Source organism: Streptomyces sp. NPDC102258 (assembly GCF_055584685.1).
The window spans coordinates 253,857-279,196 of the sequence record NZ_JBVJLO010000009.1 but is presented as its reverse complement, the minus strand read 5'-3'; the positions used below and the strand labels follow the sequence as shown (position 1 = coordinate 279,196).

Below are 25,340 nucleotides of genomic sequence, written 5' to 3'. Positions count from 1 at the left end.
GGTGATCCGGTCCGGGAAGGACCGGGTCACCCCTCGCGCGTGGACGGCGCTACGGCGCTCAGACCCCGGAGGCGTCGCGGCGCACCGACGGGCGGCGGCTGGCGATGACCTTCGCGGCGAGCGCGCGCGGGCTGGTGAGGAAGCCGAAGCCCCAGCTCATGTGCATGGTGGCGAGGGCGACGGGGATCTGCGCGCGGGCCTTGAGGGAGAGCCCCCGGCCGGCCGGTACGGAGCCGGCGGTGATCGCCGCGAGGTAGCCGGCCGGGAGGACGAGGGCCCACGGGGTGAGCGCCGCGCCCGCGACCAGCCCGGCCGCGATCGCGCAGACGGCGGCCGGCGGGGCGAGGTAGCGCAGGTTGATGGAGCCCGGGTGGTAGCGGGCCACGACGTGCCGCCAGCGCCCGTAGTCCTTGTACTGCTTGGCCAGGGCCCGTACGGAGGGCCGCGGGCGGTAGCGGACCTTCAGCTCGGGCGAGAACCAGATGAGCCCGCCGGCCTCGCGGATGCGGAAGTTGAGCTCCCAGTCCTGGGCGCGGATGAACTCCTCGTTGTACCCGCCCTGCTGTTCGAGGGCCTCGCGGCGGAAGACGCCGAGGTAGACGGTTTCGGCCGGGCCGGCCGCGCCGCCGGTGTGGAAGGCCGCGTTGCCGACGCCGATCTTCGAGGTCATCGCGGCGGCGACGGCGTCCTCCCAGGCGTTCTCGCCCTCGGCGTGCATGATGCCGCCGACGTTCTGCGCGCCGGTCTCCTCCAGGAGGCGGACGGCGGTGGCGATGTAGTCGGGCGAGAGCAGGCCGTGTCCGTCGACGCGGACGACGATCGGGTGGCGGGAGGCCTTGATCGCGGCGTTGAGGGCGGCGGGGGTGCGGCCCGTGGGGTTCGGGACGGTGTGGACGCGCGCTCGGGGGTGGGAGGCGGTCTCGCGGACGAGTTCGGCGGCGATCTCGTCGGTGCGGTCCGTGGACGGCCCGAGTGCGATCACCACCTCCATCTCGCCTGCGTACTCCTGGCCGAGGATGTGCCGGACGGAGTCGCGCAGGTGACGCTCCTCGTTGAGCACCGGCATGATCACCGAGACTGCGGGCTGCTGGGCGGGCATGTGGTCCTTCACGGTCGGGTACCCGTGTCACGTTACCGCGTACGGGGGAACGGGGTGCGCGGCGGACGGGCGGTACGGACAGAGGCTGATCGTATGGGCCTACTGTTCGGACGAATGTGAATAATCCCCGCACATCGCATGCTTTCGCCTGCTGTCCGCTGTGCCCGCCGTCCCCCGCGGAGGTGTCCCCCGTGCCCCAGCCGCAGCCTTCCCTCCGACGCTCCCCCGGTTTCCCGCCGCCCCCGCCGCCGCCCCCGCCGCAGCGTGCGCGGGGCGGCGGGGGCGGCGGCGGGCGCCGGACCGGACGGCGCCGCCGGGAGAACCGGCCGCGCTGGGGCGTACGGATCGCGGCGGGCGTCTCGCTGGTGGTGCTGGGCTCCGGCGCGGTCGGGCACGCCGTCATGACCGGCCTGGACACCGGGATCGAGCGGGTCGACCCCTTCAAGGACATGAAGAACCGCCCGCAGGCCGGGCACGGCCTGAACATCCTGCTCGTCGGCACCGACGGCCGCGAGAAGATCTCCCCGGACGAGAAGCGCGAGTACCGGCTCGGCGGGGCGCCCTGCCACTGCACCGACACGGTGATGCTCGTCCACCTCTCCGCCGACCGGGAACGGGCGAGCGTCATCAGCCTGCCCCGCGACAGCTACGCCGAGGTCCCCGCGCACCAGGACCTGATCAGCGGCACACCGCACCAGGCGCACCCGGTGAAGCTGAACGCCGCCTACGCCGAGGGCGGACCGAACCTGACCGTGCGGACCGTGGAACACATGACCCGGGTGAAGATCGACCACTACCTGGAGGTCGACTTCACCAGCTTCATGAAGACCGTCGACGCGATGGGCGGGGTGGAGATCTGCACGGCCAAGGCCATGCACGACAGCCACACCGGTCTCGACCTGCTGCCCGGCACCCACCGGCTGACCGGCGGCCAGGCCCTGCAGTACGTGCGCTCGCGCTATGTGGACGGGGCCTCGGACCTCGGCCGGATGCAGCGCCAGCAGCGGTTCATCGCCGCGCTGATCAAGCAGGCCACCGGCAGCGGGGTGCTGCTGAACCCGGTGAAGTTCAAAGAGGTGAGCTCCACCCTGCTGGGCTCGGTGCGCGCCGACCGGGGCTTCGGCTCGGAGCAGATGGTGGCGCTCGGGCAGGCCATGCGGGACTTCACCCCCTCCTCGTCGGAGTTCGCCTCCGTGCCGGTCGGGGACGCCTCGTACGAGGTCAAGGGCATCGGCTCGACGGTGAAGTGGGACGAGCCGAAGGCCGCCAAGCTCTTCGACGCGCTGCGCCACGACCGCCCGCTGGCCCCCGCCCGGCCGGGGCGGGCCGCGCACGGGCCGGCCGCCGTACCGGTCGACGTACCGCCGGGGCAGATCCGGGTCCAGGTCGAGAACGGCACCCGGATCGACGGGCTCGGCGGGCGGGTGGACGCGGCCCTGCGCGCCACCGGCTTCGACACCACCCAGGCCCCGGCGGCCGGCGCCAGCCGGGAGGTCCGGCGCACCGTGATCGCGTACGACCCGCGCTGGGACCGCTCCGCCCGGACGGTCTCGACGGCGCTTCCGGGCAGCGAGCTGCGCGCGGTCGCCGGGCAGGGCCGTACGGTGCTGGTCATCGCGGGGACGGACTTCAAGAAGGTCGTACCGGTCCGGGCCGAGGACCCCTACCAGGGCGAGTTCGGCGTGGTCACCGGCGACCAGGTGGTGTGCGGGGCGCCCTAGGGCCGGGCGCCGCTTTGACGACAGGCCCTTAGCGGGTGCGTTCCAGCAGGGAGACGTGCAGGCCGCGCACGTCGGTGGTCGAGGCGATCCGGTAGTGGGCCTTCAGCGCGCGGGCCTGGTCGGCGGGGAGCCGGTCGTACGGGTCGTGCTTGGCGGTGGCGCGGGTGACGAGCCAGATCCGGCCGGTGTCGCCGAGGCACCGCTCGGCGTCCGGGCATTCCTGCGGGAACAGGTCGTCCCGCTGCCGCGCGGAGCGGGCGGCGAAGACGTCGCGGAGGTGGACGCGGTCGGGCAGGTAGTACGCGATCTGGTAGTCGACCATGTAGACCCGGTCCTCGCCGCGTCCGGGGACGAAGCCGTCGCCGGGCCGGTAGCCCTGGGCGATGACCCGAGCGGCGGCCCGGCCGTCGGAGGTCTCCTTCGCCTGCTCGGTGCGCAGGTGGCGCTGGTCGGGCACGCCGAGCAGGATCAGCGCGGCCAGGCCGGCGGCGCCGGCGGCGCGCGGCCTCAGCGCGGCCAGCCCGGCGGCGGCCAGCATCACCCACGCCGGGACCGTGAAGAGCACGTAGCGGTCGATGAAGTACGAGGTGCCGCCCTGGGAGACCACGTAGACGGCGGCGATGGGCGCGGCGCCCAGCAGCAGCAGTTCCACGGCGGGGCGCCGGCCCCGGCTCCAGGCGAGCGGCAGCAGGGCCACGGCGGCGATGCCGAGTGCCACGAGGGGGGAGGCGAAGAGGTTGTCCCAGAGGCCGGCGATGTCCCTCATCCGGGGGGTTTTGATCCAGTTGATCTGCCGGCCGACCTGCTGCCGGCCGAGCAGCACCAGCGGGAGAACCGGCAGCAGTCCGGCGAGGGCCGCGGCGGCGAAGGACAGCGCGGTGCGGGTGCGCCGGTCGCGCCACCAGCGCAGGGCGGTGATCAGGGCGTGCGGCAGCAGGAACAGCAGCGCCACCATGTGCAGCAGCCCGGCGAGCGCCACGGCGACGGCGTACGCGGCCCAGCGCCCCGGGGCCGGCCGCTCCAGCGCCCGCAGCAGCAGCCAGGTCGCGGCGCTCACCGCGAGCACCACGAAGGCGTACGAGCGGGCCTCGGTGCCGTACCGGGTCACCACGGGCAGCAGCGCGAACAGCAGCCCGGCGAACACGGCGGTGCGGCGGTCGAACAGGGCCCGGGCGGTCAGCACCACCAGGGCGGCCGAGCCGGCCATGGCGAGCGCGGAGGGCAGCCGGAGCATCGCGGCGGAGTCACCGAAGACGGCGACCCAGCCGTGCAGCAGCAGGTAGTAGAGGCCGGAGACGGCGTCGACGTGGCCCAGCATCGCGAGCAGCTCGCCGGTGTCGCGGGAGGCGGCGTTCCAGCTGGCCAGCTCGTCCCGCCAGAGCTGCGGGGTGCCGCCCCGGAAGGCGGTGACGGAGAGGGTCAGCAGCGCCGCCCACAGCCAGTCGGGCCCGGGCAGCCGCCGGGCGCCCCGGCGGGCGGGGGCGGGCGCCGGCGCGGCGGTGGTCTGGGTGGCGGTCGGCATCAGGGTTCTCCGCGGCAGGGCCGGTCGGGGGGCGGGCCGTCGCTCGGGCGGAGCAGCCGGACGTCGGCGCCCCAGTCTACGGGGCCCTGGTAAGCCGGGGGTGAGGCGATGGCGCGGGGGGCCACCCCGCCCCCCGCGCCCCCGTCAGTCTTCCAGGCCGTCCGCGGCGCGGCGGGCGCGGAGTTCCGTGATGGCCTGGCGGCGGGCGAGGCGGTGCGTGCGGCGGATCTGGGCCTCCTGGTAGCGGCGCTCGTCCTGTTCGGTCTCCGGGATCACCGGCGGGACCTGGCGCGGCTTGCCGTCGGCGTCGACCGCCGTGAAGACCAGGTACGCGCTGCCGACCTGGGTGGCGGGGGTGGACTCGTTCCACCGCTCGGCCAGGACCCGTACGCCGATCTCCATCGAGGAGCGGCCGGTCCAGTTGCACTGCGCGCGGACGTGGACCAGGTCGCCGACCCGGACCGGGGCGAGGAAGGCCATCTCGTCCATCGACGCGGTGACGGCGGGCCCGCCGGAGTGGCGCCCGGCCACCGCGCCCGCGGCGTCGTCCACCAGCTTCATGATCACGCCGCCGTGCACGGTCCCGAGGAGGTTGGTGTCGGCGGCCGTCATGATGTGGCTGAGGGTGGTCCGCGAGGCCGAGATCGGCTTGCCCGGGGGCGCCGCCGGTATGTCTGTCATGGGCCCACCTTAAGTGGGTACGGCAGGCATCAGCTCTGCAACAGCCCCGGTACGAAGCGACCACCGGGGTGTCGGGCGACACGCCCGGGCAGGCATGCTTGTGCGCATGAGTGACAGGGACGGGTGGAACGGCGAGCGCGACGCGCGCGGCCGCCGCGATGACGGGTACGGGCGCGGCAGCGGGCAGGCGCAGCCGGAGGGTGCGCAGCGGATGCGCCACGTCCAGCGGCAGCCGCAGCAGCCGCCGCGCGGGCCCCAGCCGCACCCGCCGCAGCGCCCGGGCCGGCCGCCGGTCCCCCCGCAGGCGCCGCCGCCGGGAGGACCCGCGTACGGGGTGCCGCAGCAGACGCCGGGCCCGGAGGCCTCGTACGACAGCGGCTACAACACCGGCCAGGTCTACGGGCGCCCCCAGGGCCCCGGCGGCCCGGCCGGCCCGGGCCGCCCCGGGCGTCCGGGTCCCGGCGCCCCCGGAGGGCCGGCCGGACCCGCCGGACCCGCCGGGCCGGCTCCGGACTGGCGCAGGCGGATCAAGATCGGCTCCATCGTGCTGGTCTCCGTCCTCGTGGTCACCGGCGTCGGCACCTACTTCTGGGCGGACTCCAAGGTGCGCCGCGAGGTGGACCTCTCCAAGGTGATCGAGCGCCCCAAGGAGGGCGACTGCACGACGTACCTGATCGTGGGCTCCGACAGCCGCGAGGGCATGTCCGACGAGGAGAAGAAGAAGCTCCACACCGGCTCCGCCGAGGGCAAGCGCACGGACTCGATGATGGTCCTGGCGAAGTGCTCCGGCGGGAACACCATGATCTCGCTGCCGCGTGACTCGGACGTGGAGATCCCCGCCTTCGTCGGCTCGCAGTCGGGCAAGAAGTTCCCGGCCCAGGGGCGGCGCGTCAAGCTCAACGCGGCGTACGCGGAGGACGGTCCGGAGCTGCTCGTGCGGACGGTGGAGTTCAACACCGGGCTGCGCATCGACCACTACGCCGAGATCGGTTTCGCCGGGTTCGCGAACATCGTGGACGCGCTGGGCGGGGTGGAGCTCGACATCGAGCAGGGCTTCAAGGACGAGAAGTCGGGCGCGGACTTCAAGGCGGGCCGGCAGACCCTCAACGGCGAACAGTCGCTGGCCTTCGTACGCACCCGGTACGCCTTCGCGGAGTCGGACCTCCAGCGGACGAAGAACCAGCAGAAGTTCCTGTCGTCGCTGGCGAGCCAGGCGGCCACGCCCGGCACGCTCCTCAACCCCTTCTCCCTCTACCCGGTGCTGGGCGCGGGCCTGGACACCCTGGTCGTCGACAAGGACATGGGGCTGTGGGACCTCGGGCAGATGTTCTTCGCGATGAAGGGCATCACCGGGGGTGACGGCGTGTCGATGAACATGCCGATTTCCGGTCAGCGGGGCGGCAACCTCGTCTGGGACAAGGCGAAGGTGCAACAGCTGGTCAAGCAGATCCAGAACGACGAGAAGGTCACCGTCCGGGGGCAGTGAACCGGCCCGCGGGGCCCGTCACCGGGCGTGTGGTCAACCACGTGTGGTGGACAGTGCGATGGTTTTCTCGTAAGACTGTTCCGGCCCAAGCGCCGGGGGGGATAGCCCGGATGGGCCGCGCCGTCGGGCGCGGCCGCCGCACATCCGGGCACGCGTCCGTCCTGCCCGTGGAGCGTCCATGTCGTTGCATCCGTCCCCGCGCGTCCTGACCGAACCGCGGGAGGACGGCGCACCCCCCTTTCCCCGGCCCTCCGTGCCGGACGAGCCGCCACCCGTGCCCCCGCCCGCCCGGCCGCGGCTGCGCGTCCTGGACGGGCTGCGGATCCTCGCGGCGGTGCTGGTGCTCATGCACCACTACACCCGTCAGGAGGTGTGGGGGCGTGACGCTTTCGGGTGGTTGACGGTGGTGGGCCGCTACAGCTGGATGGGCGTCGAGCTGTTCTTCATGATCAGCGGCTTCGTCATCTGCATGTCGGCCTGGGGACGGCCGCTCGGCGGCTACCTGCGCAGCCGGGTGATCCGGCTCGGGCCCGCGTACTGGTTCTGCGTACTGGTCACCATGGGGGTGCTGCTGGCCGACCGGAAGCCCTTCGGCGGCGCCGGGCCGGGACTGAGCCAGATACTGACGAACCTGACGATGTTCCAGACCCCGCTGGGCAGCGCCGAACTGGACGGGTCGTACTGGACGCTCTGGTCGGAGGTGCGGTTCTACCTCATCTTCGCGGCGCTCGCCTGGACCGGTCTGACGTACCGGAAGGTCCTGAACTTCTGCTGGATCTGGACGGTGGCCTCGCTGCTGGCGCCCGGCTCCGGGCTGCCGATCCTGAACGTGCTGGCGAACCCGACGTACTCCCCGCTCTTCATCTCCGGCATCTGCTTCTACCTGATCCGCCGTGAGGGACCGCGCGTCGGCGAGCCGTGGGTGCTGCTCGCCTTCTCCTGGCTGCTGATGCAGCGCTGGCTGAACGACATCGTCCAGTGGAACACCGTGAAGGGCGACCGGCTGTCCTGGGAGATGTGCCTGGCCGTCGTGACCCTCTGCTACGTGGCCATGGCCGCCGTGGCCCTGGGATGGTTGGACCGGATCGACTGGCGCTGGCTGTCGGTCGCGGGCGCGATGTCGTACCCGCTGTACCTGCTGCACCAGCAGATCGGCATCACGCTGCTGCACCAGTGGCGCAAGGACGTCGAGCCGTGGACGCTGCTGCTGTCGGCGACGGCCGTGATGCTGCTGGCGTCCTGGCTGATCCAGCGGTTCGTGGAACGGCCGCTGGCGGGCCGTCTGAAGCGCTTCCTGGAAAGCCGCCCGGGCCGGCCGGGTAGGCCGGTACGGACCTGAACCGGGCCGCGGGCGTACGGCCCGCGGGCACACGGAGAAGGGGCACCCCCGAGGGGGTGCCCCTTTCCCGTACGCGTGGGGTTACTTGCCGGCGCGGGCGCGCAGCTTCCACGGCATCGCGATGGACTCCAGCTGGACGGCCAGGTTCATCTTGGACTCGCCGACGGTGCGGTCCTCGAAGTGGATCGGGACCTCCATCACCTGGAAGCCGCGGCGCAGGGCCTTGTACTTCATCTCCACCTGGAAGCTGTAGCCGGCGCTGCCGATCGACGCGAGGTCGATCGCCTTCAGCGCGTCGGCGCTCCACAGGTTGAAACCGCCCGTGATGTCACGGACGCGGGTGCCGAGGATGGTGCTCGCGTACGCGTTCGCCCAGCGGGAGAGCAGCTTGCGGTGCGCGCCCCAGGCGTCGGAGAGGGTGCCGCCCGGCACGTAGCGGGAGCCGACGACGAGACCGGCGCCGGTGGAGCGGGCGACGCCCAGCATCTCGGCGACCTTGCCGGCCGGGTGGGAGCCGTCCGCGTCCATCTGGAGCACGTACTCGGCGCCGTCCTCGACGGCCTTGGCCATGCCGGCCGCGTAGGCGCGGCCGAGGCCGTCCTTGGCGGTGCGGTGCAGGACCGACATGCGCGGCTTGCCGTCCTCGGTGAGGAAGCCCTCCGCGAGCTCGTCGGCGATCTTGCCGGTGCCGTCGGGCGAGGAGTCGTCGACGATCAGCAGGCGCAGGCCCGGCTGGTCGAGACCCATGAGCAGCTCCACCATGCCCGGCAGGTTGCCCGCCTCGTTGTACGTGGGCATGACGACGGTGAGCGGGGTGTCCGCCCAGGTGTCGGGGAGCTTCGTGGTGGCGACGTCGGTCGCGCGGGGAGTCTGCTGCTCGCCTATCACAGGTTGTGCCTCACTGGAGTTGGTCACAGGATCAGCGGTCGGAGGAGAAGCGGACGGCGGCGTCGGGCAGTTCGGCCTCGCACCACACCCGCACCCCCGCACGGAGTTCGTTGTCGGCGCCGACGACGGCACCGTCACCGATGACCGCGCCGTTCACCACCGTGCGCGAACCCACCGAGGCGCCGGCGCCGATGAGGCTGGCGCTCACCATCGAGTCCGGGCCGAGGATCGCACCGTCCAGGACGATCGAGCCCTGGACGACCGCGCCCGCTTCGATCCGGGCTCCGGCGCCCACCACGGTACCGCCCGACAGCTTGGCGCCGTCGGCGACCACGGCACCCGGCAGCACGAGGGCCTCACCGCGCGGGCCGGGGACGGCCGGGGAGGCCACGATGCCGCGTACGAGGTCGGCGGAGGCCTGGACGAAGGACTCGGGCTTGCCGAGGTCCAGCCAGTACGTGTCCTCGGTGACGCCGTGCAGCCGGGCGCCGGAGTCCAGCAGACCGGGGAAGGTCTCGCGCTCGACGGATACCGACCGGCCGGCCGGAATGGAGTCGATGACGCTGCGGCGGAAGACGTAGCAGCCGGCGTTGATCTGGTCGGTGATGATCTCTTCGGGGGTCTGCGGCTTCTCGGTGAAGGCCAGCACCCGCCCCTCGGAGTCGGTGGGCACCAGGCCGAAGGCGCGCGGGTCCTCGACCCGCACCAGGTGCAGGGAGACGTCGGCGTCGGCCGCCTGGTGGGACTCGACCAGGCCCGCGATGTCCAGGCCGGTGAGGATGTCGCCGTTGAAGACGAGGACGGGCGAGTCCGGGCCGCCGGTCAGCCGCTGCGCGGCGTTGCGGATGGCGCCGCCGGTACCCAGCGGCTCGTCCTCGACGACGTACTCAAGGGTGATGCCGAAGTCGGAGCCGTCGCCGAAGTAGGGCTCGAAGACCTCGGCGAGGTAGCAGGTGGCCATCACGATGTGGGTGACACCGGCGGCGGCGGCCCTGGCTATCTGGTGGGCGAGAAAGGGAACTCCGGCCGCCGGAACCATCGGCTTGGGGGTGTTCACCGTCACGGGGCGCAGTCGCGTCCCCTGCCCGCCGACCAGCAGGATCGCTTCCGTCATTGTTTTCTCCCCAACCGGTTCGGGCGTACGAAGGTTCAAATTTAGCCCATCCGGGGACATGCCAAGGCCGTGGGCGGCCCGGGCGGGGGCCGCTACGGCCACGTTCCGGTTACGGGCGGGCGCCCTCGCGGAGACGGACGGATTGCGCGTACCGGACACCGCCCGTCACGGCTGTCCCCTATACAAGGGGCACACCACGGCCGACAATCCGCCCCGCCCCCCATCACCGCTGGTCACAGCCTCGCGCCCGCCACGCCCTGCCGTCCTGGACCCGTCGGCGCCGCCGCGCGCTCCCGTACCGGACCCGGCCCGTGAGGGTGTATCGGCCGTCACCATTGACGACGACTTGTTCCGAACCTGTCGGCAAGCCGTTACGAAGGCCCGCCCTTACGCGACCGCCCGGTACGGCAGCGTCGCCCAACTCCGCGTCCCGCCCCCGGGCTCCCGCGCCGGCCCGAACCCCCACTCACCGTCACCATCCCGGACCACGGCGGCGAGCACGCGCAGATGCCCCCGCCGACGGGCCTCGCAGAGCGCGGCGATGCGCGGGTGGGCGTGCGTGCCGTGGGCGTCGTAGACGAGCAGGCGCAGCGAGTCGTCCCGGTAGCGGACCGAGAGGTAGAGGTCCGTGCCGGGACTGCTGTGCCAGCCGGCGGCCATCAGCTCGGCGGTGACCTGCGCGGCGCTCGGCACCAGGGCGTCGAGCCGGTGCGTGCGCAACACCGCCGCGACGGCCCCGCGGGCGACGCCCGCGCTGTACGGCTCTCCGGGGAGGGTGAGGCTGTAGCTGAGTGCGGCGGGGGCCGGCGCGGGGTAGGGGGCGGGGACCGGATCGGCCTGACAGGCCGTGATGATGCGGGACATCGCTGACTCCTCACGGTGGGCTGGAACCGTGGCCTGCCGGTCGCTCCGCGGAGGGCAGGGCGAACCGATGCGCTTCGGCTCCACTGGGTGAGCTTTGCGCTACCGAACGTAGGACATGGGGTGGCACGAGTGCTACCCACTGGAGGCAATTGCCCCCTATCGAGATGGACCGCAGATCTGTACGCCCGGCAGACTGGCCCGCATGCCGACAAGAGCAGCGCCCACGGAGCGCCAGAAGCGGCTCGGAGCGGAGCTGCGCAAGCTGCGCACCGCAGCCGACGCCACCACCGAATACGCGGCCGGGCTGCTGGGCCTCGACCGCACCAAGGTGTCCAACATGGAGTCGGGCATCCGCGCTGCGTCGCCGGAACGTGTCCGGATACTGGCCAGCAACTACGAATGCGCGGACACCGCCTACGTGGAGGCCGTGGTCGCGATGGCGTCCGACCGAACGCGGGGCTGGTGGGAGCAGTACCGCGGCTCCCTTCCCCAAGGGCTTCTGGACGTCGCCGAGCTGGAATGGCACGCCACCCGCCTGCGCACCATGCAGACCATCCACCTGCCGGGGCTGCTGCACCAGAGCGACTACGCCCGGGCGGTGTTCGCCTCTGCCATCCCGCCTCTGTCCGCGTCCGAGATCGAGCTGCGCGTCACCCACCGGCTCTCGCGGCAGCAGGTCCTGGAAGGTGCGAACGCTCGTGAGTACGTGGGGTACATCCACGAGGCAGCCCTACGGATGCAGTTCGGCGGCCGGCGTGCGACGCGCGCCCAGCTGACCCACCTCTGCGAGGCCTCCGAACGGCGCAATGTCAGCCTGCGCGTGCTGACGGTGGAGGCGGGAGAGTTCCCCGGCGCGGGGCACGCGGTGATGTACGCGCACGGGCCGGTCCCCCAACTGGACACAGTGCAGCTGGACTCCGCACACGGCCCGGAATTCACCCACGCCGAAGCGCAGTTGTCGAAGTACGACGCGCACTTGAACTGGATGGCCGAGCACTCCCTCGACGAATCCGCTTCGCGCGACTTCATCCACGGCATCGCCCGACAACTCTGAGGAGCCGCCCGCCATGGCCGACATCGCATGGGAAGACGCCTTCTGCGCCGAAGGCAACAACTGCTACCGCTTCGGCACGGACGCGAACGGGAGCAGCTACATCGCCATCGCCGGCCAGGAGGACACGTACCTCACCGACACCGGCGACGCCCTCCGCCAGCTGATCCGCGACATCAAGGCGGGCAAGGCGGACCACCTGCTCTGAGCGGCCGGTCTTGTTGCCCTCGCGCTATCCGGGAGCGACCGCTCACCCGTAGTGGCCCGACTGGCCTCAGCTGCGTTCGAACGCGCCGTCCCGCACGAGAGGTACACGGTCTGACCTGACGGAAGACGAAGAGCCCACTCATGTCCGCTTCCCCTCGTCCAGCGCCCAGGCCGCCCCCGAGGTCATCGCAGCCCGTCCCGAAACCCCGGGACCGCGAAAATCCCCCGCACTCGGCGAGGGTGCGGGGGATTTCCGGTTGCGGTCGGCCTGGTCGGCGGCGGGCTACGGCAGGTTGCGCGCCATGACGATGCGCTGGACCTGGTTCGTGCCTTCGTAGATCTGCGTGATCTTCGCGTCGCGCATCATGCGCTCGACCGGGTAGTCGCGCGTGTAGCCGTAGCCGCCGAGGAGCTGGACGGCGTCGGTGGTGACCTCCATCGCGACGTCGGAGGCGAAGCACTTGGCCGCAGCGCCGAAGAAGGTGAGGTCGGAGTCGACGCGCTCCGACTTGGCGGCGGCCGAGTACGTCAGCTGGCGGGCGGCCTCGATCTTCATGGCCATGTCCGCGAGCATGAACTGCACACCCTGGAAGTCGCCGATCGGCTTGCCGAACTGCTTGCGCTCCTGGACGTAGCCCTTGGCGTAGTCCAGGGCGCCCTGGGCGATGCCGAGGGCCTGGGCGGCGATGGTGATGCGGGTGTGGTCGAGGGTCTTCATCGCGGTGGCGAAGCCGGTGCCCTCGGCGCCGATCATGCGGTCGGCGGGGATGCGGACGTTGTCGAGGTAGACCTCGCGCGTCGGGGAGCCCTTGATGCCGAGCTTCTTCTCCGGGGCGCCGAAGGAGACGCCCTCGTCCGACTTCTCGACGACGAAGGCCGAGATGCCCTTGGAGCGCTTCGAGGGGTCGGTGACGGCCATGACCGTGTAGTAGTCGGAGACACCGGCGTTGGTGATCCAGCGCTTGACGCCGTTGAGCACCCAGAAGTCCCCGTCGCGCACGGCGCGGGTCTTCATGCCGGCGGCGTCGGAGCCCGCGTCCGGCTCGGAGAGCGCGTACGAGAACATCGCGTCGCCCTTGGCCAGCGGGCCGAGGTACTTGGCCTTCAGCTCCTCGGACCCGGAGAGGATCACCGGGAGCGAGCCGAGCTTGTTGACGGCCGGGATGAGGGAGGAGGAGGCGCAGACGCGGGCCACCTCCTCGATCACGATGACGGTGGCGAGGGCGTCCGCGCCGGCGCCGCCGTAGGTCTCGGGTACGTGGACGGCGTGCAGGTCGCTGGCGACCAGGGCGTCGAGGGCCTCCTGCGGGAAGCGGGACTCCTCGTCGACCGCGGCCGCGAACGGCATGATCTTCGCCTCGGCGAGCGAGCGGACGGACTCGCGGAGCATGTCGTGCTCCTCGGCCGGGCGGTACAGGTCGAAGTCGGCAGAACCCGCCAAGATCTCTCACTCCCCAAGGTGACGCGTGCCGCCGGAGCGCCATGCGTATGCGTTGCCTGATGCTAACTACCGTTAAGTAACCCAAAGCCTAGTGCCGGTCACCGGGCTGCGACATGGACGGCGTACGTGAGCTGCGTGACAGCCGGGACTCCGCCGGAGAACGTCCCCCGCCAGGGGCCCGACTATGCTCGGTGGCCGCAAACGGCCCCGCACCTCTGGAGCACTCATGGCCCCCCTCAAGATCACTGTGATCGGCACCGGCTACCTCGGCGCGACGCACGCCGCCGCGATGGCCGAGCTGGGCTTCGAGGTGCTGGGACTGGACGTGGTCCCGGAGAAGATCGAGATGCTGGCCGCGGGCCGGGTCCCCATGTACGAGCCCGGCCTGGAGGAGCTGCTCGCCGCGCACGTGGCCGGGTTGCCGGGTTCCACCGGGCGGCTGCGGTTCACCACCTCCTGGGAGGAGGCCGGCGCGTTCGGCGACGTCCACTTCATCTGCGTGAACACTCCGCAGAAGCACGGCGAGTACGCCTGTGACATGTCGTACGTCGATTCCGCGATCACCTCGCTGGCCCCGCACCTGACCCGGCCGGTCCTGGTGGTCGGCAAGTCCACCGTGCCGGTGGGCTCGGCGGTCCGGCTCGCGGCGATGCTCGCGGAGCTGGCCCCGGCGGGCGCGGACGTGGAGCTGGCCTGGAACCCGGAGTTCCTGCGGGAGGGCTTCGCGGTGCAGGACACCCTGCACCCCGACCGGATCGTGATCGGCGTCGAGGGCGAGCGCGCCGAGAAGGTGCTGCGCGAGGTGTACGCGACGCCGATGGCGGAGGGCACCCCGCTGGTGGTCACCGACTTCCCCACCGCCGAGCTGGTGAAGACGGCCGCGAACTCCTTCCTCGCCACCAAGATCTCCTTCATCAACGCGATGGCGGAGGTGTGCGAGGCCGCCGGCGGTGACGTGGTCAAGCTGGCCGAGGCCATCGGCCACGACGAGCGGATCGGCGCGAAGTTCCTGCGGGCCGGGATCGGCTTCGGCGGCGGCTGCCTGCCCAAGGACATCCGCGCGTTCATGGCGCGGGCCGGCGAGCTGGGCGCCGATCAGGCGCTGACCTTCCTGCGGGAGGTCGACTCCATCAACATGCGCCGCCGCGGCCACATGGTGGAGCTGGCCCGCGAGGCGGTCGGCGGCTCCTTCCTCGGCAAGCGGGTCGCCGTCCTCGGCGCCACCTTCAAGCCGGACTCCGACGACGTCCGCGACTCCCCCGCCCTGAACGTCGCCGGGCAGATCCACCTCCAGGGCGGCCAGGTCACCGTCTACGACCCCAAGGGCATGGACAACGCCCGCCGCGTCTTCCCGACCCTCGGCTACGCCGGCTCCGCGCTGGAGGCGGCCCACGGCGCCGAGGTCGTCCTGCACCTCACCGAGTGGCGCGAGTTCCGCGACCTCGACCCGGCGGTCCTCGGTGAGGCCGTCGCCGACCGGCTCGTCCTCGACGGCCGGAACGCGCTGGACCCCCTGCGGTGGCGGGCGGCGGGCTGGACGTACCGGGCGATGGGGCGCCCGCACGCGTAAGGGAGTTGGGGGACGCGTGGGGCCGCCGGGGCGGTTCTCCGTAACCCTTTTGTTGGGGCGCCGTCAAGTAAGTGGAATAAATGACTGGGTAGACTTCGCGCCGATGACCACGACCAGCAGCCCTCCGACCAACCCCACCGCATCTGCGACGGCGGCGCCCGCCACGCGTGACCGGCGGGGATCCTTCGAAGCAGCCATGCGAGGACGCGGCGCCCTTCTGGGCATCGCGGGCTTCTGGCTGGCCAGTCGGGCCGCGATGCTCTGGATGCTCGTCAACGACTTCTACAGTTCGAACGTCGTACGAGTCGAGATCACCGCGACCTACCACAACTGGTACAACGTCCTCGTCACGTGGACGATGCCGCACAACGACATCATGTGGCAGTACCCGCCGGCGGCCGCGGCGATCTTCCTCTCGCCCGATCTGCTGCCCTTCCTCTCCTACTTCCAGGCCTTCGTCGCCCTGACGGTGCTCTGCGACGGTGTGATCCTCGTCGGCCTGATGCGCGCGGCCCGCCGCAACGACGGCAGCATGGCCGGCGCCGCGCTGTGGCTCGTGACGCTGCCGATGCTGATGGCGACCCCGTTCGCCCGCTACGACGTCCAGGTCACCCTGCTCGCCGTCGCCTCCCTGCTGTGCCTGCGCTACCGCCCGAGGCTCGGCGGGGTCATCGCCGGCATCGGCGCGATGGTGAAGGTGTGGCCGCTGCTCACCCTGCTCGGCACCCCGCGCGGCAAGTCGACGCGCGAGGCGGTCATCGCCGCCGCGCTGTCCTGCGTCGCGCTGCTCGCCGTCTTCGCCGCGCTGTTCCGCGACACCCTCGGCTTCCTGGGCAACCAGGGCGACCGCGGCGTGCAGGTCGAGTCCCTCGGGGGCAGCGCGCTGATGGCGGCGCGGCTGGTGCACCTGTGGCCCGGCAAGATCAACTTCCAGTACGGGGCCTTCGAGTACGTCGGCCCGTACGTCTCCAGCATCGCGCGGGCCTCTCTCGGGCTCACCGTGATCGGCTTCCTGCTGCTCCTGCTGTGGCGCGTGAAGGCCAACCGCTGGTCGACCGCGACGCCGTTCGACGCGGCGCTCTGCGCCATCATGGTGTTCACCGTCACCAGCCGCGTCATCAGCCCGCAGTACATGATCTGGCTGCTCGGCCTCGCCGCGGTCTGCCTGACGTCCCGGCACACCACCCAGCGTCCCGTCGCCTGGCTGCTGGTGGCCGCGACCGCGCTCACCACGCTGATCTTCCCGGTCTGGTACGGCTCGGACATCCTGACCAACTCCACGCTCGGCACGATCCTGCTGTGCGGGCGCAACGGCCTGCTGCTGTACGCGACCGTGTGGTCCGGCCTGCGGCTGTGGAAGGCGACCGTGCTGCCCAAGGGCGAGCCGGCCGCGCAGGTCCCGGCCGCCGAGGCGGCCGCGTCCCGCTAGGACGTCTTACGGTGCTGGGCGGCGCGGGCCGTGAACTCCGCGTCGCGCAGCACCCGCTGGGCGTTGCCCCAGGTGAGCAGGGCCAGATCGGACTCCGGCCAGCCCCGCTCCAGCAGTTCCGCGAGGAGCTTCGGATAGCCGGAGGGATCGGTGAGCCCGGCCGGGCGGGGCACGCCCCCCTCGGCGCCGAAGCCGGCCCCCAGTCCCACGCACTGCGGACCCGCGAGGGCCCGTACGTGGTCGAGGTGGTCCGCCACCGCGTGCAGGGAGTCCCCGGTCCGCGCGGTGTCGAAGGTGACCATCGCCAGGCCGTTCGCCGCCCGCAGCGCGAGGAGCACGTCGTCGCCGACGTTGTCCGGGTGCGGGTTGAGCGCCGCCGCCCCCGTGTTCGAGACGATCACCGGTGCCTTCGAGGCGCCCGCGAGCTGACGGGCCACCACCGGGGGGCACCCCGTCAGGTCCACCAGCATCGCGAGCCGGTTCATCTCCTTGACCACCTCGTGGCCGAAGACCGTCAGCCCCTCCTGCGCCCAGGGCGCCCCCGCGGGCGCGAGGATGCGTACGCCCAGGGCGTGGAAGGCCCGCAGCGTGCCCAGCCCGCCGGTCAGCGCCGGCCCCGGCGCGGGACCCAGGAACGAGGCGATCCGGCCCCGGTTGCGGGCGTCCGCCATGTCGTCGGCGCACAGCGCGAGGCTCAGGGCGTCGGGGTAGCGGCGTATCAGGGCGAGCGCGGCGTCGATCTGTTCGAGGGTGTCGGAGACCACCTGGTCCGGCGTCCGGCCCGGCTCGCCCGGGGGGACGAGCAGCGACCAGAACTGGGCCCCCACCCCGCCGGTCCGCAGCCGGGGGATGTCGGTGTCCACGCCCCGGTCCGGGGTGTCGATGTCGTGGTACGGGCTCTGGCGCAGGGTCCAGACGAGGGTGTTGCAGCCGTCGGCCACGGGGTGGGCGGCGAGCAGCGCGCCGGCCCGGTCCAGGGCGCAGGCCGCCGCGGGGGCGGGTGTGCCCGGGGCCCCCGCGGAGCCGGGGCCGCCGGGGAGGGCGGGGGCCGCGTCGTGCGGGTCGTCCTGCAGGTCGGCCATGGCGTTCGCTCCGGTCTCGGCGGCAGCAGGGAGAGTGCTGCCACCGTGACACGCCGGACACGCCGACCGCCCGGCGAGCGGACCGTTCGGGTGGCCCCCGCCCCGGCCGGGGCCCGGGCGGGGGCCCCGGAGCCGGGCCCGCCGGAGGTTACGGCGTGGCGTTGGACGGCGGGCGGGCCGCCGAGAGGGTGCGGGACACCGATTCGGCGTCGCGCAGCGCGCGTACCGCGTTCGACCAGGTGAGCTTCGTCAGGTCGGCCCTGGACCAACCGCGGCCGAGGAGCTCCGCGATCAGGTTCGGGTAGCCGGCGACGTCGTCCAGCCCGGACGGGGTGAAGGCGGTGCCGTCGTAGTCCCCGCCGATGCCGATGTGGTCGGCGCCCGCCACCTCGCGCATGTGGTCCAGGTGGTCGGCGACCGTGGCGGCCGTGGCCACCGGACGGGGCCTGGCCTCCTCGAAGGCCCGATGCAGGGCCATCGCCTCGGGTGAGGTGTCGAGGTGGTGGAAGCCGTGGGCGCGCAGGTTCTCGTCCGCCGCCGCCGTCCACTCGACGGCCGCCGGGAGGATGAACTTCGGCACGAAGGTGGCCATGGCCACCCCGCCGTTGGCCGCCAGCAGCTCCAGCACGCCGTCCGGGACGTTGCGCGGGTGGTCGCAGACCGCCCGCGCCGAGGAGTGCGAGAAGATCACCGGCGCCGCCGTGACGGCGAGCGCGTCGCGCATCGTCGTCTCGGCGACGTGCGAGAGGTCCACCAGCATCCCGACCCGGTTCATCTCGCGGACGACCTCGCGGCCGAAGTCCGTGAGCCCGCCGTGGCGGGGCGCGTCGGTCGCCGAGTCCGCCCAGTCGATGGTGTCGTTGTGGGTGAGCGTCATGTACCGCACGCCGAGCCGGTGCAGGGCGCGCAGGGTGGCGAGCGAGTTGTTGATGGAGTGGCCGCCCTCGGCCCCCATCAGCGAGGCGATCCGCCCCTCGGCGCGGGCCGCCTCCATGTCGTCGGCCGTCAGCGCCCGCACCAGCGTGTCCGGGTAGCGGTCGGTCAGCTGGCCGACCGCGTCGATCTGCTCCAGGGTGGCGCTGACCGCCTCGTCCCCCGCGTAGTCGGACCGTACGTAGACGGACCAGAACTGCGCGCCGACCCCGCCGGCGCGCAGCCGGGGGAGGTCGGTGTGCAGGTACGCGGACTGGTCGGCGCCGATGTCGCGCCGGTCCAGGTCGTAGCGGACCTGGCTGCGCAGCGCCCAGGGCAGGTCGTTGTGGCCGTCGACGACCGGGTGCTCGGCGAGCAGTTCGCGCGCCTGGGCCAGGCGGTCGGCCGCGCTCACTTGGCGAACCCGAAGGACTCCGCGCCGGCGGCCTTGGCCCGCAGCCGCCTGCCCTTCTCGGTGGCCTGGTCGTTGAGCTCCTGCTGGAAGTCCCGCATCCGAGCCAGCAGCTCCGGGTCGTGCGCGGCCAGCATCCGTACGGCCAGCAGGCCCGCGTTGCGCGCCCCGGCGACCGAGACGGTGGCGACGGGAACCCCGGCGGGCATCTGGACGATCGACAGCAGCGAGTCCATGCCGTCGAGGTACTTCAGCGGCACCGGCACCCCGATGACCGGCAGCGGGGTGACCGACGCGAGCATCCCGGGCAGGTGGGCGGCGCCGCCCGCGCCCGCGATGACCGCTTTCAGGCCGCGGCCGGCGGCCTGCTCGCCGTACGCGATCATCTCGCGCGGCATCCGGTGGGCGGAGACGACGTCGACCTCGTAGGGGATCTCGAACTCGTCGAGCGCCTGCGCGGCGGCCTCCATGACCGGCCAGTCGGAGTCGGACCCCATGACGATGCCGATGACGGGGCCGGCGGACGCGGACGAAGTGCTCATGCGGTGATCGTTCCTCTGAGGTAGCCGGCTGCGTGACGTGCGCGCTCCAGCACATCGTCCAGATCGTCGCCGTAGGTGTTGACGTGGCCGACCTTGCGGCCCTGTTTCACGTCCTTGCCGTACATGTGGATCTTCAGCTGCGGGTCGTGGGCCATGCAGTGCAGGTACGCCGCGTACATGTCGGGGTAGTCCCCGCCGAGGACGTTGGCCATGACGGTCCAGCGGGCCCGGGGGCGGGGGTCGCCCAGGGGGAGGTCCAGGACCGCGCGGACGTGGTTGGCGAACTGCGAGGTGATGGCCCCGTCCTGGGTCCAGTGCCCGCTGTTGTGCGGGCGCATGGCCAGTTCGTTGACGAGGATGCGGCCGTCGGTGGTCTCGAACAGCTCCACGGCCAGGTGGCCGGTCACGCCGAGTTCCCGCGCGATGCGCAGGGCGAGGGTCTGGGCCTCGCCGGCCAGCTCCTCCGAGAGGTTCGGGGCGGGCGCGATCACCGTGTCGCACACGCCGTCCACCTGGATGGACTCCACCACGGGGTAGGCGACGGCCTGGCCGTGCGGGGAGCGGACGATGTTCGCCGCGAGCTCGCGGGCGTACTCGACCTTCTCCTCCGCGAGGACCGGGACGCCCGCCTTGAAGGGGGCCTCCGCGTCCTCGGGCGTGCGGACGAACCACACGCCCTTGCCGTCGTACCCGCCGCGCACCGTCTTGAGGATGACGGGGAAGCCGCCGACCTCGTCCGCGAAGGCCGCCACGTCCGCCGGATCGCTCACGATCCGGTGGCGGGGGCTGGGCGCGCCGATCTCGTCGAGGCGGGCGCGCATCACCCCCTTGTCCTGGGCGTGCACCAACGCGTCGGGCCCCGGGCGGACGGGAATGCCGTCCGCTTCCAGGGCCCGGAGGTGTTCGGTGGGCACGTGCTCGTGATCGAAGGTGATCACGTCGCAGCCGCGCGCGAAGGCGCGCAGTGTCTCCAGGTCGCGATAGTCGCCGATGACGACATCGCTCACGACCTGGGCCGCCGAGTCCTGTGGGGTGTCACTGAGGATCTTGAATCTGATGCCGAGGGGGATGCCCGCCTCGTGGGTCATGCGGGCGAGCTGTCCGCCGCCGACCATGCCGACTACCGGGAACGTCACCTCTCCAGGGTATCCGCCGGTATTCCGCCATCCGGACGGGACCCTGGCGCATACCCGTGTGCCGTGCGTCGCACGGGGCGCCGAGGCGCGTACGGAGCCCGGGGGCGACACTTACCATGGCGGGGTTGGTGAAACCGAGTGACGCTCCAGCCGGGGCGGCGACGACGGACAGGGACTGAAGGATCACATGAGTACGCCGAAAGCAGCACCGCTGTCCGAGCGCTTCCGCGGTCTCGCCCGGGAGGCGGTCAAGTTCGGCGCGGTGGGCGGGCTGGGCGTCCTGGTCAACTTCGGCGTGTTCAACCTGCTCCGGAGCACGACCGACCTCCAGACCGTGCGCGCGAACGTCATAGCCATCGTGGTGGCCATCGTCACCAACTACGTCGGCTTCCGTTACTTCACCTACCGCGACCGCGACCTGGGGGGCCGCCGTCGCGAGATGATCCTCTTCGTCCTGTTCAGCCTGATCGGCATGGTCATCGAGAGCGGCGTGCTCTACGTCGCCACGTACGGCTTCGGCTGGGACAGCTCGCTGCAGAACAACGTCTTCAAGTTCCTCGGCATGGCCGTGGCCACCGTCTTCCGCTTCTGGTCCTACCGGACCTGGGTCTTCCAGGCCCTGCCCACGCCCGCCGCGCCCTCACTGGTCGTCGAGCAGCGTGACGGCCTGGACGTGCCCGCCGTGACCCCGGTGGCTTCCGCCGTGACCCCGGCCGCCGCTCCCGCCGTGGCCCCGGCCGCGCAGTAGACGAAGCGGAAGGCGCAGCAGAAGTGAGCGACGTACGTACGCCGACCGCCCCCGGGCCCCGCTAGCGCACCGTCTGGGCCGGCTCCGGGCGGGCCGGCGCGGTCCGGCTGAGGAACAGCGCGAACACCGGCGGCTGGCTCTGGAGCAGCTCCAGGCGGCCGCCGTCCGCCTCCGCGAGGTCCCGGGCGACGGCGAGGCCGATCCCGGTGGAGTTGCGGCCGCTGATGGCCCGCTCGAAGATCCGGTTGCCGAGGTCCGGGGGGACGCCGGGACCCTCGTCCGTGACCTCCAGGACGGCCTGGTTGCCGGTCACCCGGGTGCGCAGCGCGACCGTGCCGCCCCCGTGCATCAGCGCGTTCTCCACGAGGGTCGCCAGGACCTGGGAGACCGCCCCCGGGGTGCCGACGGCCCGCATCCCCGTCTTCCCGGAGCGCACGATGGCCCGCCCGGCGCTGCGGTAGGCCGGCCGCCACTCCTCCACCTGCTGTTTGACGACCTCGTCCAGGTCGAAGGGGACCGCCGAGCCGGTCCGCGGGTCCCGCGAGTTCGTCAGCAGCCGCTCGACCACGTCCGTGAGCCGCTCCACCTGGGTGAGGGCGATGGTCGCCTCCTCCCGTACGGTCTCCAGGTCCTCGGTGACGGTGATCTCCTCCAGCCGCATCGACAGCGCCGTCAGCGGGGTCCGCAGCTGGTGGGAGGCGTCCGCGGCGAGCCGGCGCTCGGCGGTGAGCATCCGGGCGATCCGTTCGGCGCTGGAGTCGAGCACGTCGGCGACCCGGTCCAGCTCGGGGACCCCGTAGCGCTTGTGCCGGGGCCGGGGGTCGCCGGAGCCCAGCCGCTCGGCCGTCTCGGCGAGGTCGGTGAGCGGGGAGGCGAGCCGGTTGGCCTGCCGTACGGCGAGCAGGACGGCCGCCACGACCGCCAGCAGCGCCACCGCGCCGACCACCGCGAGGGTGCGCCCGACCTCCCGGGTGACGGTGGAGCGGGACTCCTCCACGGTCACGGACTCGCCCTGCTCCCCGCGGGCGCTGCCCCGGATGACGCTGTCGGGGATCCGGTCGCCGACCTCGACGACCGGCCGGCCCGGGACGGCGATGCGGGCGTACGAGCCCACGTCGAGCTGCTCGGCGAGCGCGGAGGCGTCGACCGGTTTGTTCTCCAGCACGTCCGCCTCGACGATGCCCAGCAGCCGCAGCGCCTCGGACCCGATGCGGTCCTGGGCGCTGCTGGTGATGGTCCGGGTCTCCACGATGACGAGGGAGACCCCGAACACGGCGATCACGACGAGCACCACGGCGAGCGTGGAGTTGATCAGGCGGCGGCGCATGGCTAAGAGGATGCCCTAGCGGACGGGTCGTACCGGCCCGGCTCCCGCTCAGCTCTTCTCGAAGCGGAACCCGACGCCCCGGACGGTGGCGATGTAGCGGGGGTTCGCGGCGTCGTCGCCCAGCTTCTTGCGCAGCCAGGAGATGTGCATGTCCAGGGTCTTGGTGGAGGACCACCAGGTGGTGTCCCAGACCTCGCGCATCAACTGGTCGCGGGTGACGACCCGGCCCGCGTCGCGGACCAGGACGCGCAGCAGGTCGAACTCCTTGGCGGTGAGCTGGAGCTCCTCCTCCCCCATCCAGGCGCGGTGCGACTCGACGTCGATGCGGACGCCGTGCGTGGCGGGGGTCTGGCCCGCCTCGTTGGCGCCGCGCCGCAGCAGGGCCCGCACGCGGGCCAGCAGTTCGGCCAGCCGGAAGGGCTTGGTCACGTAGTCGTCGGCGCCGGCGTCGAGGCCGACGACCGTGTCGACCTCGTCGGCCCGGGCGGTGAGCACCAGGATCGGGAAGCCGTGGCCCTCGGCGCGCAGTCGCCGGGCCACCTCCAGGCCGTCCATGCCGGGCAGTCCCAGGTCCAGGACGACGAGGTCGACGCCGCCCTGCAGTCCGGCTTCCAGGGCGGTGGGGCCGTCTTCCCGGACCTCGACCTCGTAGCCCTCCCGGCGCAGGGCACGGGCCAGGGGTTCCGAGATGGATGCGTCGTCCTCGGCGAGCAGTACACGCGTCATGTGGGTGATGGTAGTCCGCGGCGGGTCGAAGGAGGCGCGTGCCCGCGAACCCCTCTCTATCTGGGCTTATGAACTACTAACGGCCTTCGAATATGGTGAAACGGTTCCCCGGAATCCTGTGATCCATATCTCAAGTCCTTCCATATGCCGCAGTGTCCTGTCGTATGGTGGCGAGACGCCTGATGCACTACCCAGGGGATCTTTGTGCCGAAAAGCGAGCCAAAGACCTCAAATTCTGCTCTGGTCGGTCGCAGCCGGCCCAGATGACAGTGAATGACCTGTGGGCCGGGCCCCGAACGCGAAGTGCGTACGGGGCGTGGATCCCGGTGACTGCTGTCCCTTCGTCTCCCCGACCGGAGCCGAGACCCCCGGGCGTGGGGTGGGACACCCGTCTGCCGGTGCCGGCCACCCCCCACCGGGCGCTGCACAGCTCACGAAGCCGAGCGTCCCGAGCAAGCAAGGATCGACCATGGCTTCCAGCCTGACGAAGGACTCGGCGGCGACTCCGTCCACCGAGAAGACCTTCTTCGGCCACCCCCGTGGCCTGGCCACTCTGTTCATGACCGAGATGTGGGAGCGGTTCAGCTTCTACGGCATGAAGGCCCTTCTCCTCGTCTACCTGCTCTCGGGTGGCCCGGACGCCAAGAAGGGCAGCCTGGCCGGCGGTATCGGGATGGACGAGGGCACGGCGATCACCGTGTTCTCCATCTACGTCTCCATGGTCTACCTCCTCGCCATGCCCGGCGGCTGGCTGGGCGACCGCGTGTGGGGCCCCCGCAAGACCGTGACCATCGCGGCCGTGACGATCATGTCCGGCCACATCGTCCTCGCCCTCCCGGGCGGCGGCACCTTCTTCTTCGGTCTCGCGCTGGTGGCCATCGGCTCCGGTCTGCTGAAGGCCAACATCTCGACGATGGTCGGCCAGCTGTACAAGGACGCGAACGACCCGCGTCGTGACGGCGGCTTCACGATCTTCTACATGGGCATCAACATGGGCGCCTTCTTCGCCCCGCTGCTCATCGGCACCGTCGGCCAGAAGGTCAACTGGCACCTCGGCTTCGCGCTCGCCGCGGTCGGCATGGGCATCGGTCTGGTGGCCTTCCTGCTGGGCACCAAGAACCTCAACCCGGTCAGCTCGGTCGTCCCCAAGCCGCTGTCGGCCGAGGAGCGCGCCTCCTGGCTCCGCAAGATCGCCATCGCGGTCGCGATCGTGGCCGTGTTCTACACCGCCGTCGGCATGGCCGGCATGTTCACCAAGGCGTGGGCGACGATCCCGCTGACCCTGGTCGGCCTGATCGTCCCGACCGGTGTCCTGATCCGCATCAAGCGGGACAAGGACCTCGACCGCGGCGAGCAGTCGAAGATGACCGGCTACATCTGGTTCTTCGTCGCCGCCGCCGTCTTCTGGATGATCTACGACCAGGGCGCCTCGACCGTCCAGTCCTTCGGTGAGACCAAGGCCGCCGGCTCGCTGCTCGGCTTCGAGTTCCCCTCGTCCTGGTACCAGTCCCTGAACCCGGTCTTCATCATGGCGCTGGCCCCGGTCTTCGCCTGGATCTGGCTGTGGCTGAACCGCAAGGGCAACGAGCCCTCCACGGTCGGCAAGTTCGCGGCGGGCCTGTTCTTCGTCGGCGTCTCGTTCTTCTTCTTCCTGGTCCCGATCGCCCTGGCGGCGAACGGCCACGAGGTCAGCCCGATGTGGCTGGTCGGCATCTACCTGATCCAGACGGTCGGCGAGCTGTGCATCTCCCCGGTCGGCCTCTCGGTCACCACGAAGATGGCGCCCGCCAAGTACGCCTCGCAGATGATGGGTGTCTGGTTCCTGGCGGTCACCGCCGGCGACTCCGTCACCAGCCTGCTGTCCGACCCCGCCGTGTTCGGCATCGACCTCAACGGCACCAGCGCCGTGGCGATCGAGGCCACCCTGGCCTGCCTGGCGGCGGTCGCGGTGTTCATGTACCGCAGGAAGGTCAAGACGCTCATGGGCGACGTGCGCTGACGCACCGCCGCCCCCGCGCGGAGAACGGCCCGGCACACCGGAAG

Annotated in this window: 22 protein-coding genes; 9 read left to right on the top strand and 13 right to left on the bottom strand. The window is 71.8% G+C overall.

All coding sequences use genetic code 11. The features are described 5' to 3' along the window. Nucleotides 1-58: 58 nt before the first annotated feature. Entirely contained in the window at nt 59-1,099 is a 1,041-nt protein-coding gene (locus ACZ6ZT_RS18050; RefSeq protein ID WP_469720135.1) for a glycosyltransferase family 2 protein, read from the bottom strand. A 191-nt stretch (nt 1,100-1,290) separates the two neighbouring features. Between ACZ6ZT_RS18050 and ACZ6ZT_RS18045 the strand changes: the two genes are divergently transcribed. Next, on the top strand, nt 1,291-2,820 hold the full coding sequence (locus ACZ6ZT_RS18045; protein ID WP_469720134.1) for an LCP family protein: 1,530 nt from the start codon (nt 1,291-1,293) through the stop codon (nt 2,818-2,820). A 28-nt stretch (nt 2,821-2,848) separates the two neighbouring features. Here ACZ6ZT_RS18045 and ACZ6ZT_RS18040 read toward each other — a convergent pair whose 3' ends face one another. Both ACZ6ZT_RS18040 and ACZ6ZT_RS18035 read right to left on the bottom strand, forming a co-directional pair. Beyond that, entirely contained in the window at nt 2,849-4,342 is a 1,494-nt protein-coding gene (locus ACZ6ZT_RS18040; protein WP_469720133.1) for a glycosyltransferase family 39 protein, read from the bottom strand. 144 nt (nt 4,343-4,486) lie between these two features. Continuing rightward, the gene (locus tag ACZ6ZT_RS18035) at nt 4,487-5,023 is read right to left on the bottom strand and encodes an acyl-CoA thioesterase (protein WP_469720132.1); all 537 of its coding nucleotides are present in this window, start codon (nt 5,021-5,023) and stop codon (nt 4,487-4,489) included. Nucleotides 5,024-5,129: 106 nt separating this feature from the next. Here ACZ6ZT_RS18035 and ACZ6ZT_RS18030 point away from each other — a divergent pair, with 106 nt between their 5' ends. Both ACZ6ZT_RS18030 and ACZ6ZT_RS18025 read left to right on the top strand, forming a co-directional pair. Further along, complete coding sequence (locus ACZ6ZT_RS18030) at nt 5,130-6,509, top strand: LCP family protein (RefSeq protein ID WP_469720131.1); 1,380 nt, start codon at nt 5,130-5,132, stop codon at nt 6,507-6,509. 178 nt (nt 6,510-6,687) lie between these two features. Further along, the gene (locus tag ACZ6ZT_RS18025) at nt 6,688-7,848 is read left to right on the top strand and encodes an acyltransferase family protein (protein ID WP_469720130.1); all 1,161 of its coding nucleotides are present in this window, start codon (nt 6,688-6,690) and stop codon (nt 7,846-7,848) included. 81 nt (nt 7,849-7,929) lie between these two features. On the opposite strand, the gene ACZ6ZT_RS18020 is transcribed toward ACZ6ZT_RS18025, so the two are convergent. The 3 genes from ACZ6ZT_RS18020 to ACZ6ZT_RS18010 all read right to left on the bottom strand — a co-directional run bounded on the left by ACZ6ZT_RS18020 (nt 7,930) and on the right by ACZ6ZT_RS18010 (nt 10,714). Continuing rightward, a complete protein-coding gene (locus tag ACZ6ZT_RS18020; protein ID WP_469720175.1) occupies nt 7,930-8,646 on the bottom strand; it encodes a polyprenol monophosphomannose synthase in 717 nt (238 codons plus the stop codon). Nucleotides 8,647-8,767: 121 nt separating this feature from the next. Beyond that, the gene (gene manB, locus ACZ6ZT_RS18015; RefSeq protein WP_469720129.1) at nt 8,768-9,850 is read right to left on the bottom strand and encodes a mannose-1-phosphate guanylyltransferase; all 1,083 of its coding nucleotides are present in this window, start codon (nt 9,848-9,850) and stop codon (nt 8,768-8,770) included. Between the two features lie 387 nt (nt 9,851-10,237). After that, nucleotides 10,238-10,714 carry an ATP-binding protein gene (locus ACZ6ZT_RS18010; protein ID WP_469720128.1) on the bottom strand — a complete coding sequence of 159 codons (477 nt, stop codon included), beginning with the start codon at nt 10,712-10,714 and terminating at the stop codon, nt 10,238-10,240. A 202-nt stretch (nt 10,715-10,916) separates the two neighbouring features. Between ACZ6ZT_RS18010 and ACZ6ZT_RS18005 the strand changes: the two genes are divergently transcribed. Both ACZ6ZT_RS18005 and ACZ6ZT_RS18000 read left to right on the top strand, forming a co-directional pair. Beyond that, nucleotides 10,917-11,768, top strand: a complete 852-nt coding sequence (locus ACZ6ZT_RS18005; protein ID WP_469720127.1) for a helix-turn-helix domain-containing protein — start codon at nt 10,917-10,919, stop codon at nt 11,766-11,768. A 13-nt stretch (nt 11,769-11,781) separates the two neighbouring features. Next, complete coding sequence (locus tag ACZ6ZT_RS18000; protein WP_469720126.1) at nt 11,782-11,973, top strand: hypothetical protein; 192 nt, start codon at nt 11,782-11,784, stop codon at nt 11,971-11,973. 282 nt (nt 11,974-12,255) lie between these two features. Here the strand turns inward: ACZ6ZT_RS18000 and ACZ6ZT_RS17995 are convergent, their stop codons facing one another. Then, nucleotides 12,256-13,413: an acyl-CoA dehydrogenase gene (locus ACZ6ZT_RS17995; RefSeq protein ID WP_469720125.1), complete on the bottom strand. Its 1,158-nt coding sequence runs from the start codon at nt 13,411-13,413 to the stop codon at nt 12,256-12,258. 226 nt (nt 13,414-13,639) lie between these two features. Between ACZ6ZT_RS17995 and ACZ6ZT_RS17990 the strand changes: the two genes are divergently transcribed. Together ACZ6ZT_RS17990 and ACZ6ZT_RS17985 are read left to right on the top strand one after the other, a co-directional pair. Then, nucleotides 13,640-14,983 (top strand): UDP-glucose dehydrogenase family protein, encoded by a 1,344-nt coding sequence (locus ACZ6ZT_RS17990; protein ID WP_469720124.1) that lies wholly within the window; start codon nt 13,640-13,642, stop codon nt 14,981-14,983. Between the two features lie 103 nt (nt 14,984-15,086). Next, nucleotides 15,087-16,412, top strand: a complete 1,326-nt coding sequence (locus tag ACZ6ZT_RS17985; RefSeq protein WP_469720123.1) for a glycosyltransferase 87 family protein — start codon at nt 15,087-15,089, stop codon at nt 16,410-16,412. Here the strand turns inward: ACZ6ZT_RS17985 and ACZ6ZT_RS17980 are convergent. The 4 genes from ACZ6ZT_RS17980 to ACZ6ZT_RS17965 all read right to left on the bottom strand — a co-directional run bounded on the left by ACZ6ZT_RS17980 (nt 16,409) and on the right by ACZ6ZT_RS17965 (nt 20,475). After that, a complete protein-coding gene (locus ACZ6ZT_RS17980; protein ID WP_469720122.1) occupies nt 16,409-17,494 on the bottom strand; it encodes a membrane dipeptidase in 1,086 nt (361 codons plus the stop codon). The two genes, ACZ6ZT_RS17985 and ACZ6ZT_RS17980, sit on opposite strands and share 4 nt — an antisense overlap. A gap of 148 nt (nt 17,495-17,642) precedes the next feature. Then, the gene (locus ACZ6ZT_RS17975; protein WP_469720121.1) at nt 17,643-18,821 is read right to left on the bottom strand and encodes a dipeptidase; all 1,179 of its coding nucleotides are present in this window, start codon (nt 18,819-18,821) and stop codon (nt 17,643-17,645) included. Next, on the bottom strand, nt 18,818-19,360 hold the full coding sequence (gene purE, locus ACZ6ZT_RS17970; protein ID WP_469720120.1) for a 5-(carboxyamino)imidazole ribonucleotide mutase: 543 nt from the start codon (nt 19,358-19,360) through the stop codon (nt 18,818-18,820). The genes ACZ6ZT_RS17975 and purE overlap by 4 nt, the downstream gene beginning before the upstream one ends. After that, on the bottom strand, nt 19,357-20,475 hold the full coding sequence (locus ACZ6ZT_RS17965; RefSeq protein WP_469720174.1) for a 5-(carboxyamino)imidazole ribonucleotide synthase: 1,119 nt from the start codon (nt 20,473-20,475) through the stop codon (nt 19,357-19,359). The genes purE and ACZ6ZT_RS17965 overlap by 4 nt, the downstream gene beginning before the upstream one ends. A 208-nt stretch (nt 20,476-20,683) precedes the next feature. Between ACZ6ZT_RS17965 and ACZ6ZT_RS17960 the strand changes: the two genes are divergently transcribed. Then, entirely contained in the window at nt 20,684-21,244 is a 561-nt protein-coding gene (locus ACZ6ZT_RS17960; RefSeq protein WP_469720119.1) for a GtrA family protein, read from the top strand. A gap of 61 nt (nt 21,245-21,305) precedes the next feature. Here ACZ6ZT_RS17960 and ACZ6ZT_RS17955 read toward each other — a convergent pair whose 3' ends face one another. Both ACZ6ZT_RS17955 and ACZ6ZT_RS17950 read right to left on the bottom strand, forming a co-directional pair. Continuing rightward, complete coding sequence (locus ACZ6ZT_RS17955) at nt 21,306-22,571, bottom strand: ATP-binding protein (RefSeq protein ID WP_469720118.1); 1,266 nt, start codon at nt 22,569-22,571, stop codon at nt 21,306-21,308. A gap of 48 nt (nt 22,572-22,619) precedes the next feature. Continuing rightward, nucleotides 22,620-23,297 carry a response regulator transcription factor gene (locus ACZ6ZT_RS17950; RefSeq protein ID WP_469720117.1) on the bottom strand — a complete coding sequence of 226 codons (678 nt, stop codon included), beginning with the start codon at nt 23,295-23,297 and terminating at the stop codon, nt 22,620-22,622. A 469-nt stretch (nt 23,298-23,766) separates the two neighbouring features. Between ACZ6ZT_RS17950 and ACZ6ZT_RS17945 the strand changes: the two genes are divergently transcribed. After that, complete coding sequence (locus tag ACZ6ZT_RS17945; RefSeq protein ID WP_469720116.1) at nt 23,767-25,296, top strand: peptide MFS transporter; 1,530 nt, start codon at nt 23,767-23,769, stop codon at nt 25,294-25,296. Nucleotides 25,297-25,340 lie beyond the last annotated feature (44 nt).

Excerpts from the sequence above, each read along its gene's own strand:
- ACZ6ZT_RS18000 (WP_469720126.1), top strand. The coding sequence starts at position 11,782 with ATGGCCGACATCGCATGGGAAGACGCCTTCTGCGCCGAAGGCAACAAC.
- ACZ6ZT_RS17945 (WP_469720116.1), top strand. The coding sequence starts at position 23,767 with ATGGCTTCCAGCCTGACGAAGGACTCGGCGGCGACTCCGTCCACCGAG.
- ACZ6ZT_RS18040 (WP_469720133.1), bottom strand. The coding sequence starts at position 4,342 with ATGCCGACCGCCACCCAGACCACCGCCGCGCCGGCGCCCGCCCCCGCC.
- ACZ6ZT_RS17990 (WP_469720124.1), top strand. The coding sequence starts at position 13,640 with ATGGCCCCCCTCAAGATCACTGTGATCGGCACCGGCTACCTCGGCGCG.
- ACZ6ZT_RS17985 (WP_469720123.1), top strand. The coding sequence starts at position 15,087 with ATGACCACGACCAGCAGCCCTCCGACCAACCCCACCGCATCTGCGACG.
- ACZ6ZT_RS17950 (WP_469720117.1), bottom strand. The coding sequence starts at position 23,297 with ATGACGCGTGTACTGCTCGCCGAGGACGACGCATCCATCTCGGAACCC.
- ACZ6ZT_RS17955 (WP_469720118.1), bottom strand. The coding sequence starts at position 22,571 with ATGCGCCGCCGCCTGATCAACTCCACGCTCGCCGTGGTGCTCGTCGTG.
- purE (WP_469720120.1), bottom strand. The coding sequence starts at position 19,360 with ATGAGCACTTCGTCCGCGTCCGCCGGCCCCGTCATCGGCATCGTCATG.
- ACZ6ZT_RS18010 (WP_469720128.1), bottom strand. The coding sequence starts at position 10,714 with ATGTCCCGCATCATCACGGCCTGTCAGGCCGATCCGGTCCCCGCCCCC.
- ACZ6ZT_RS18030 (WP_469720131.1), top strand. The coding sequence starts at position 5,130 with ATGAGTGACAGGGACGGGTGGAACGGCGAGCGCGACGCGCGCGGCCGC.
- ACZ6ZT_RS17980 (WP_469720122.1), bottom strand. The coding sequence starts at position 17,494 with ATGGCCGACCTGCAGGACGACCCGCACGACGCGGCCCCCGCCCTCCCC.
- ACZ6ZT_RS18025 (WP_469720130.1), top strand. The coding sequence starts at position 6,688 with ATGTCGTTGCATCCGTCCCCGCGCGTCCTGACCGAACCGCGGGAGGAC.
- ACZ6ZT_RS17965 (WP_469720174.1), bottom strand. The coding sequence starts at position 20,475 with ATGGTCGGCGGCGGACAGCTCGCCCGCATGACCCACGAGGCGGGCATC.
- ACZ6ZT_RS18035 (WP_469720132.1), bottom strand. The coding sequence starts at position 5,023 with ATGACAGACATACCGGCGGCGCCCCCGGGCAAGCCGATCTCGGCCTCG.
- manB (WP_469720129.1), bottom strand. The coding sequence starts at position 9,850 with ATGACGGAAGCGATCCTGCTGGTCGGCGGGCAGGGGACGCGACTGCGC.
- ACZ6ZT_RS18050 (WP_469720135.1), bottom strand. The coding sequence starts at position 1,099 with ATGCCCGCCCAGCAGCCCGCAGTCTCGGTGATCATGCCGGTGCTCAAC.
- ACZ6ZT_RS18020 (WP_469720175.1), bottom strand. The coding sequence starts at position 8,646 with ATGCCCACGTACAACGAGGCGGGCAACCTGCCGGGCATGGTGGAGCTG.
- ACZ6ZT_RS18005 (WP_469720127.1), top strand. The coding sequence starts at position 10,917 with ATGCCGACAAGAGCAGCGCCCACGGAGCGCCAGAAGCGGCTCGGAGCG.
- ACZ6ZT_RS17960 (WP_469720119.1), top strand. The coding sequence starts at position 20,684 with ATGAGTACGCCGAAAGCAGCACCGCTGTCCGAGCGCTTCCGCGGTCTC.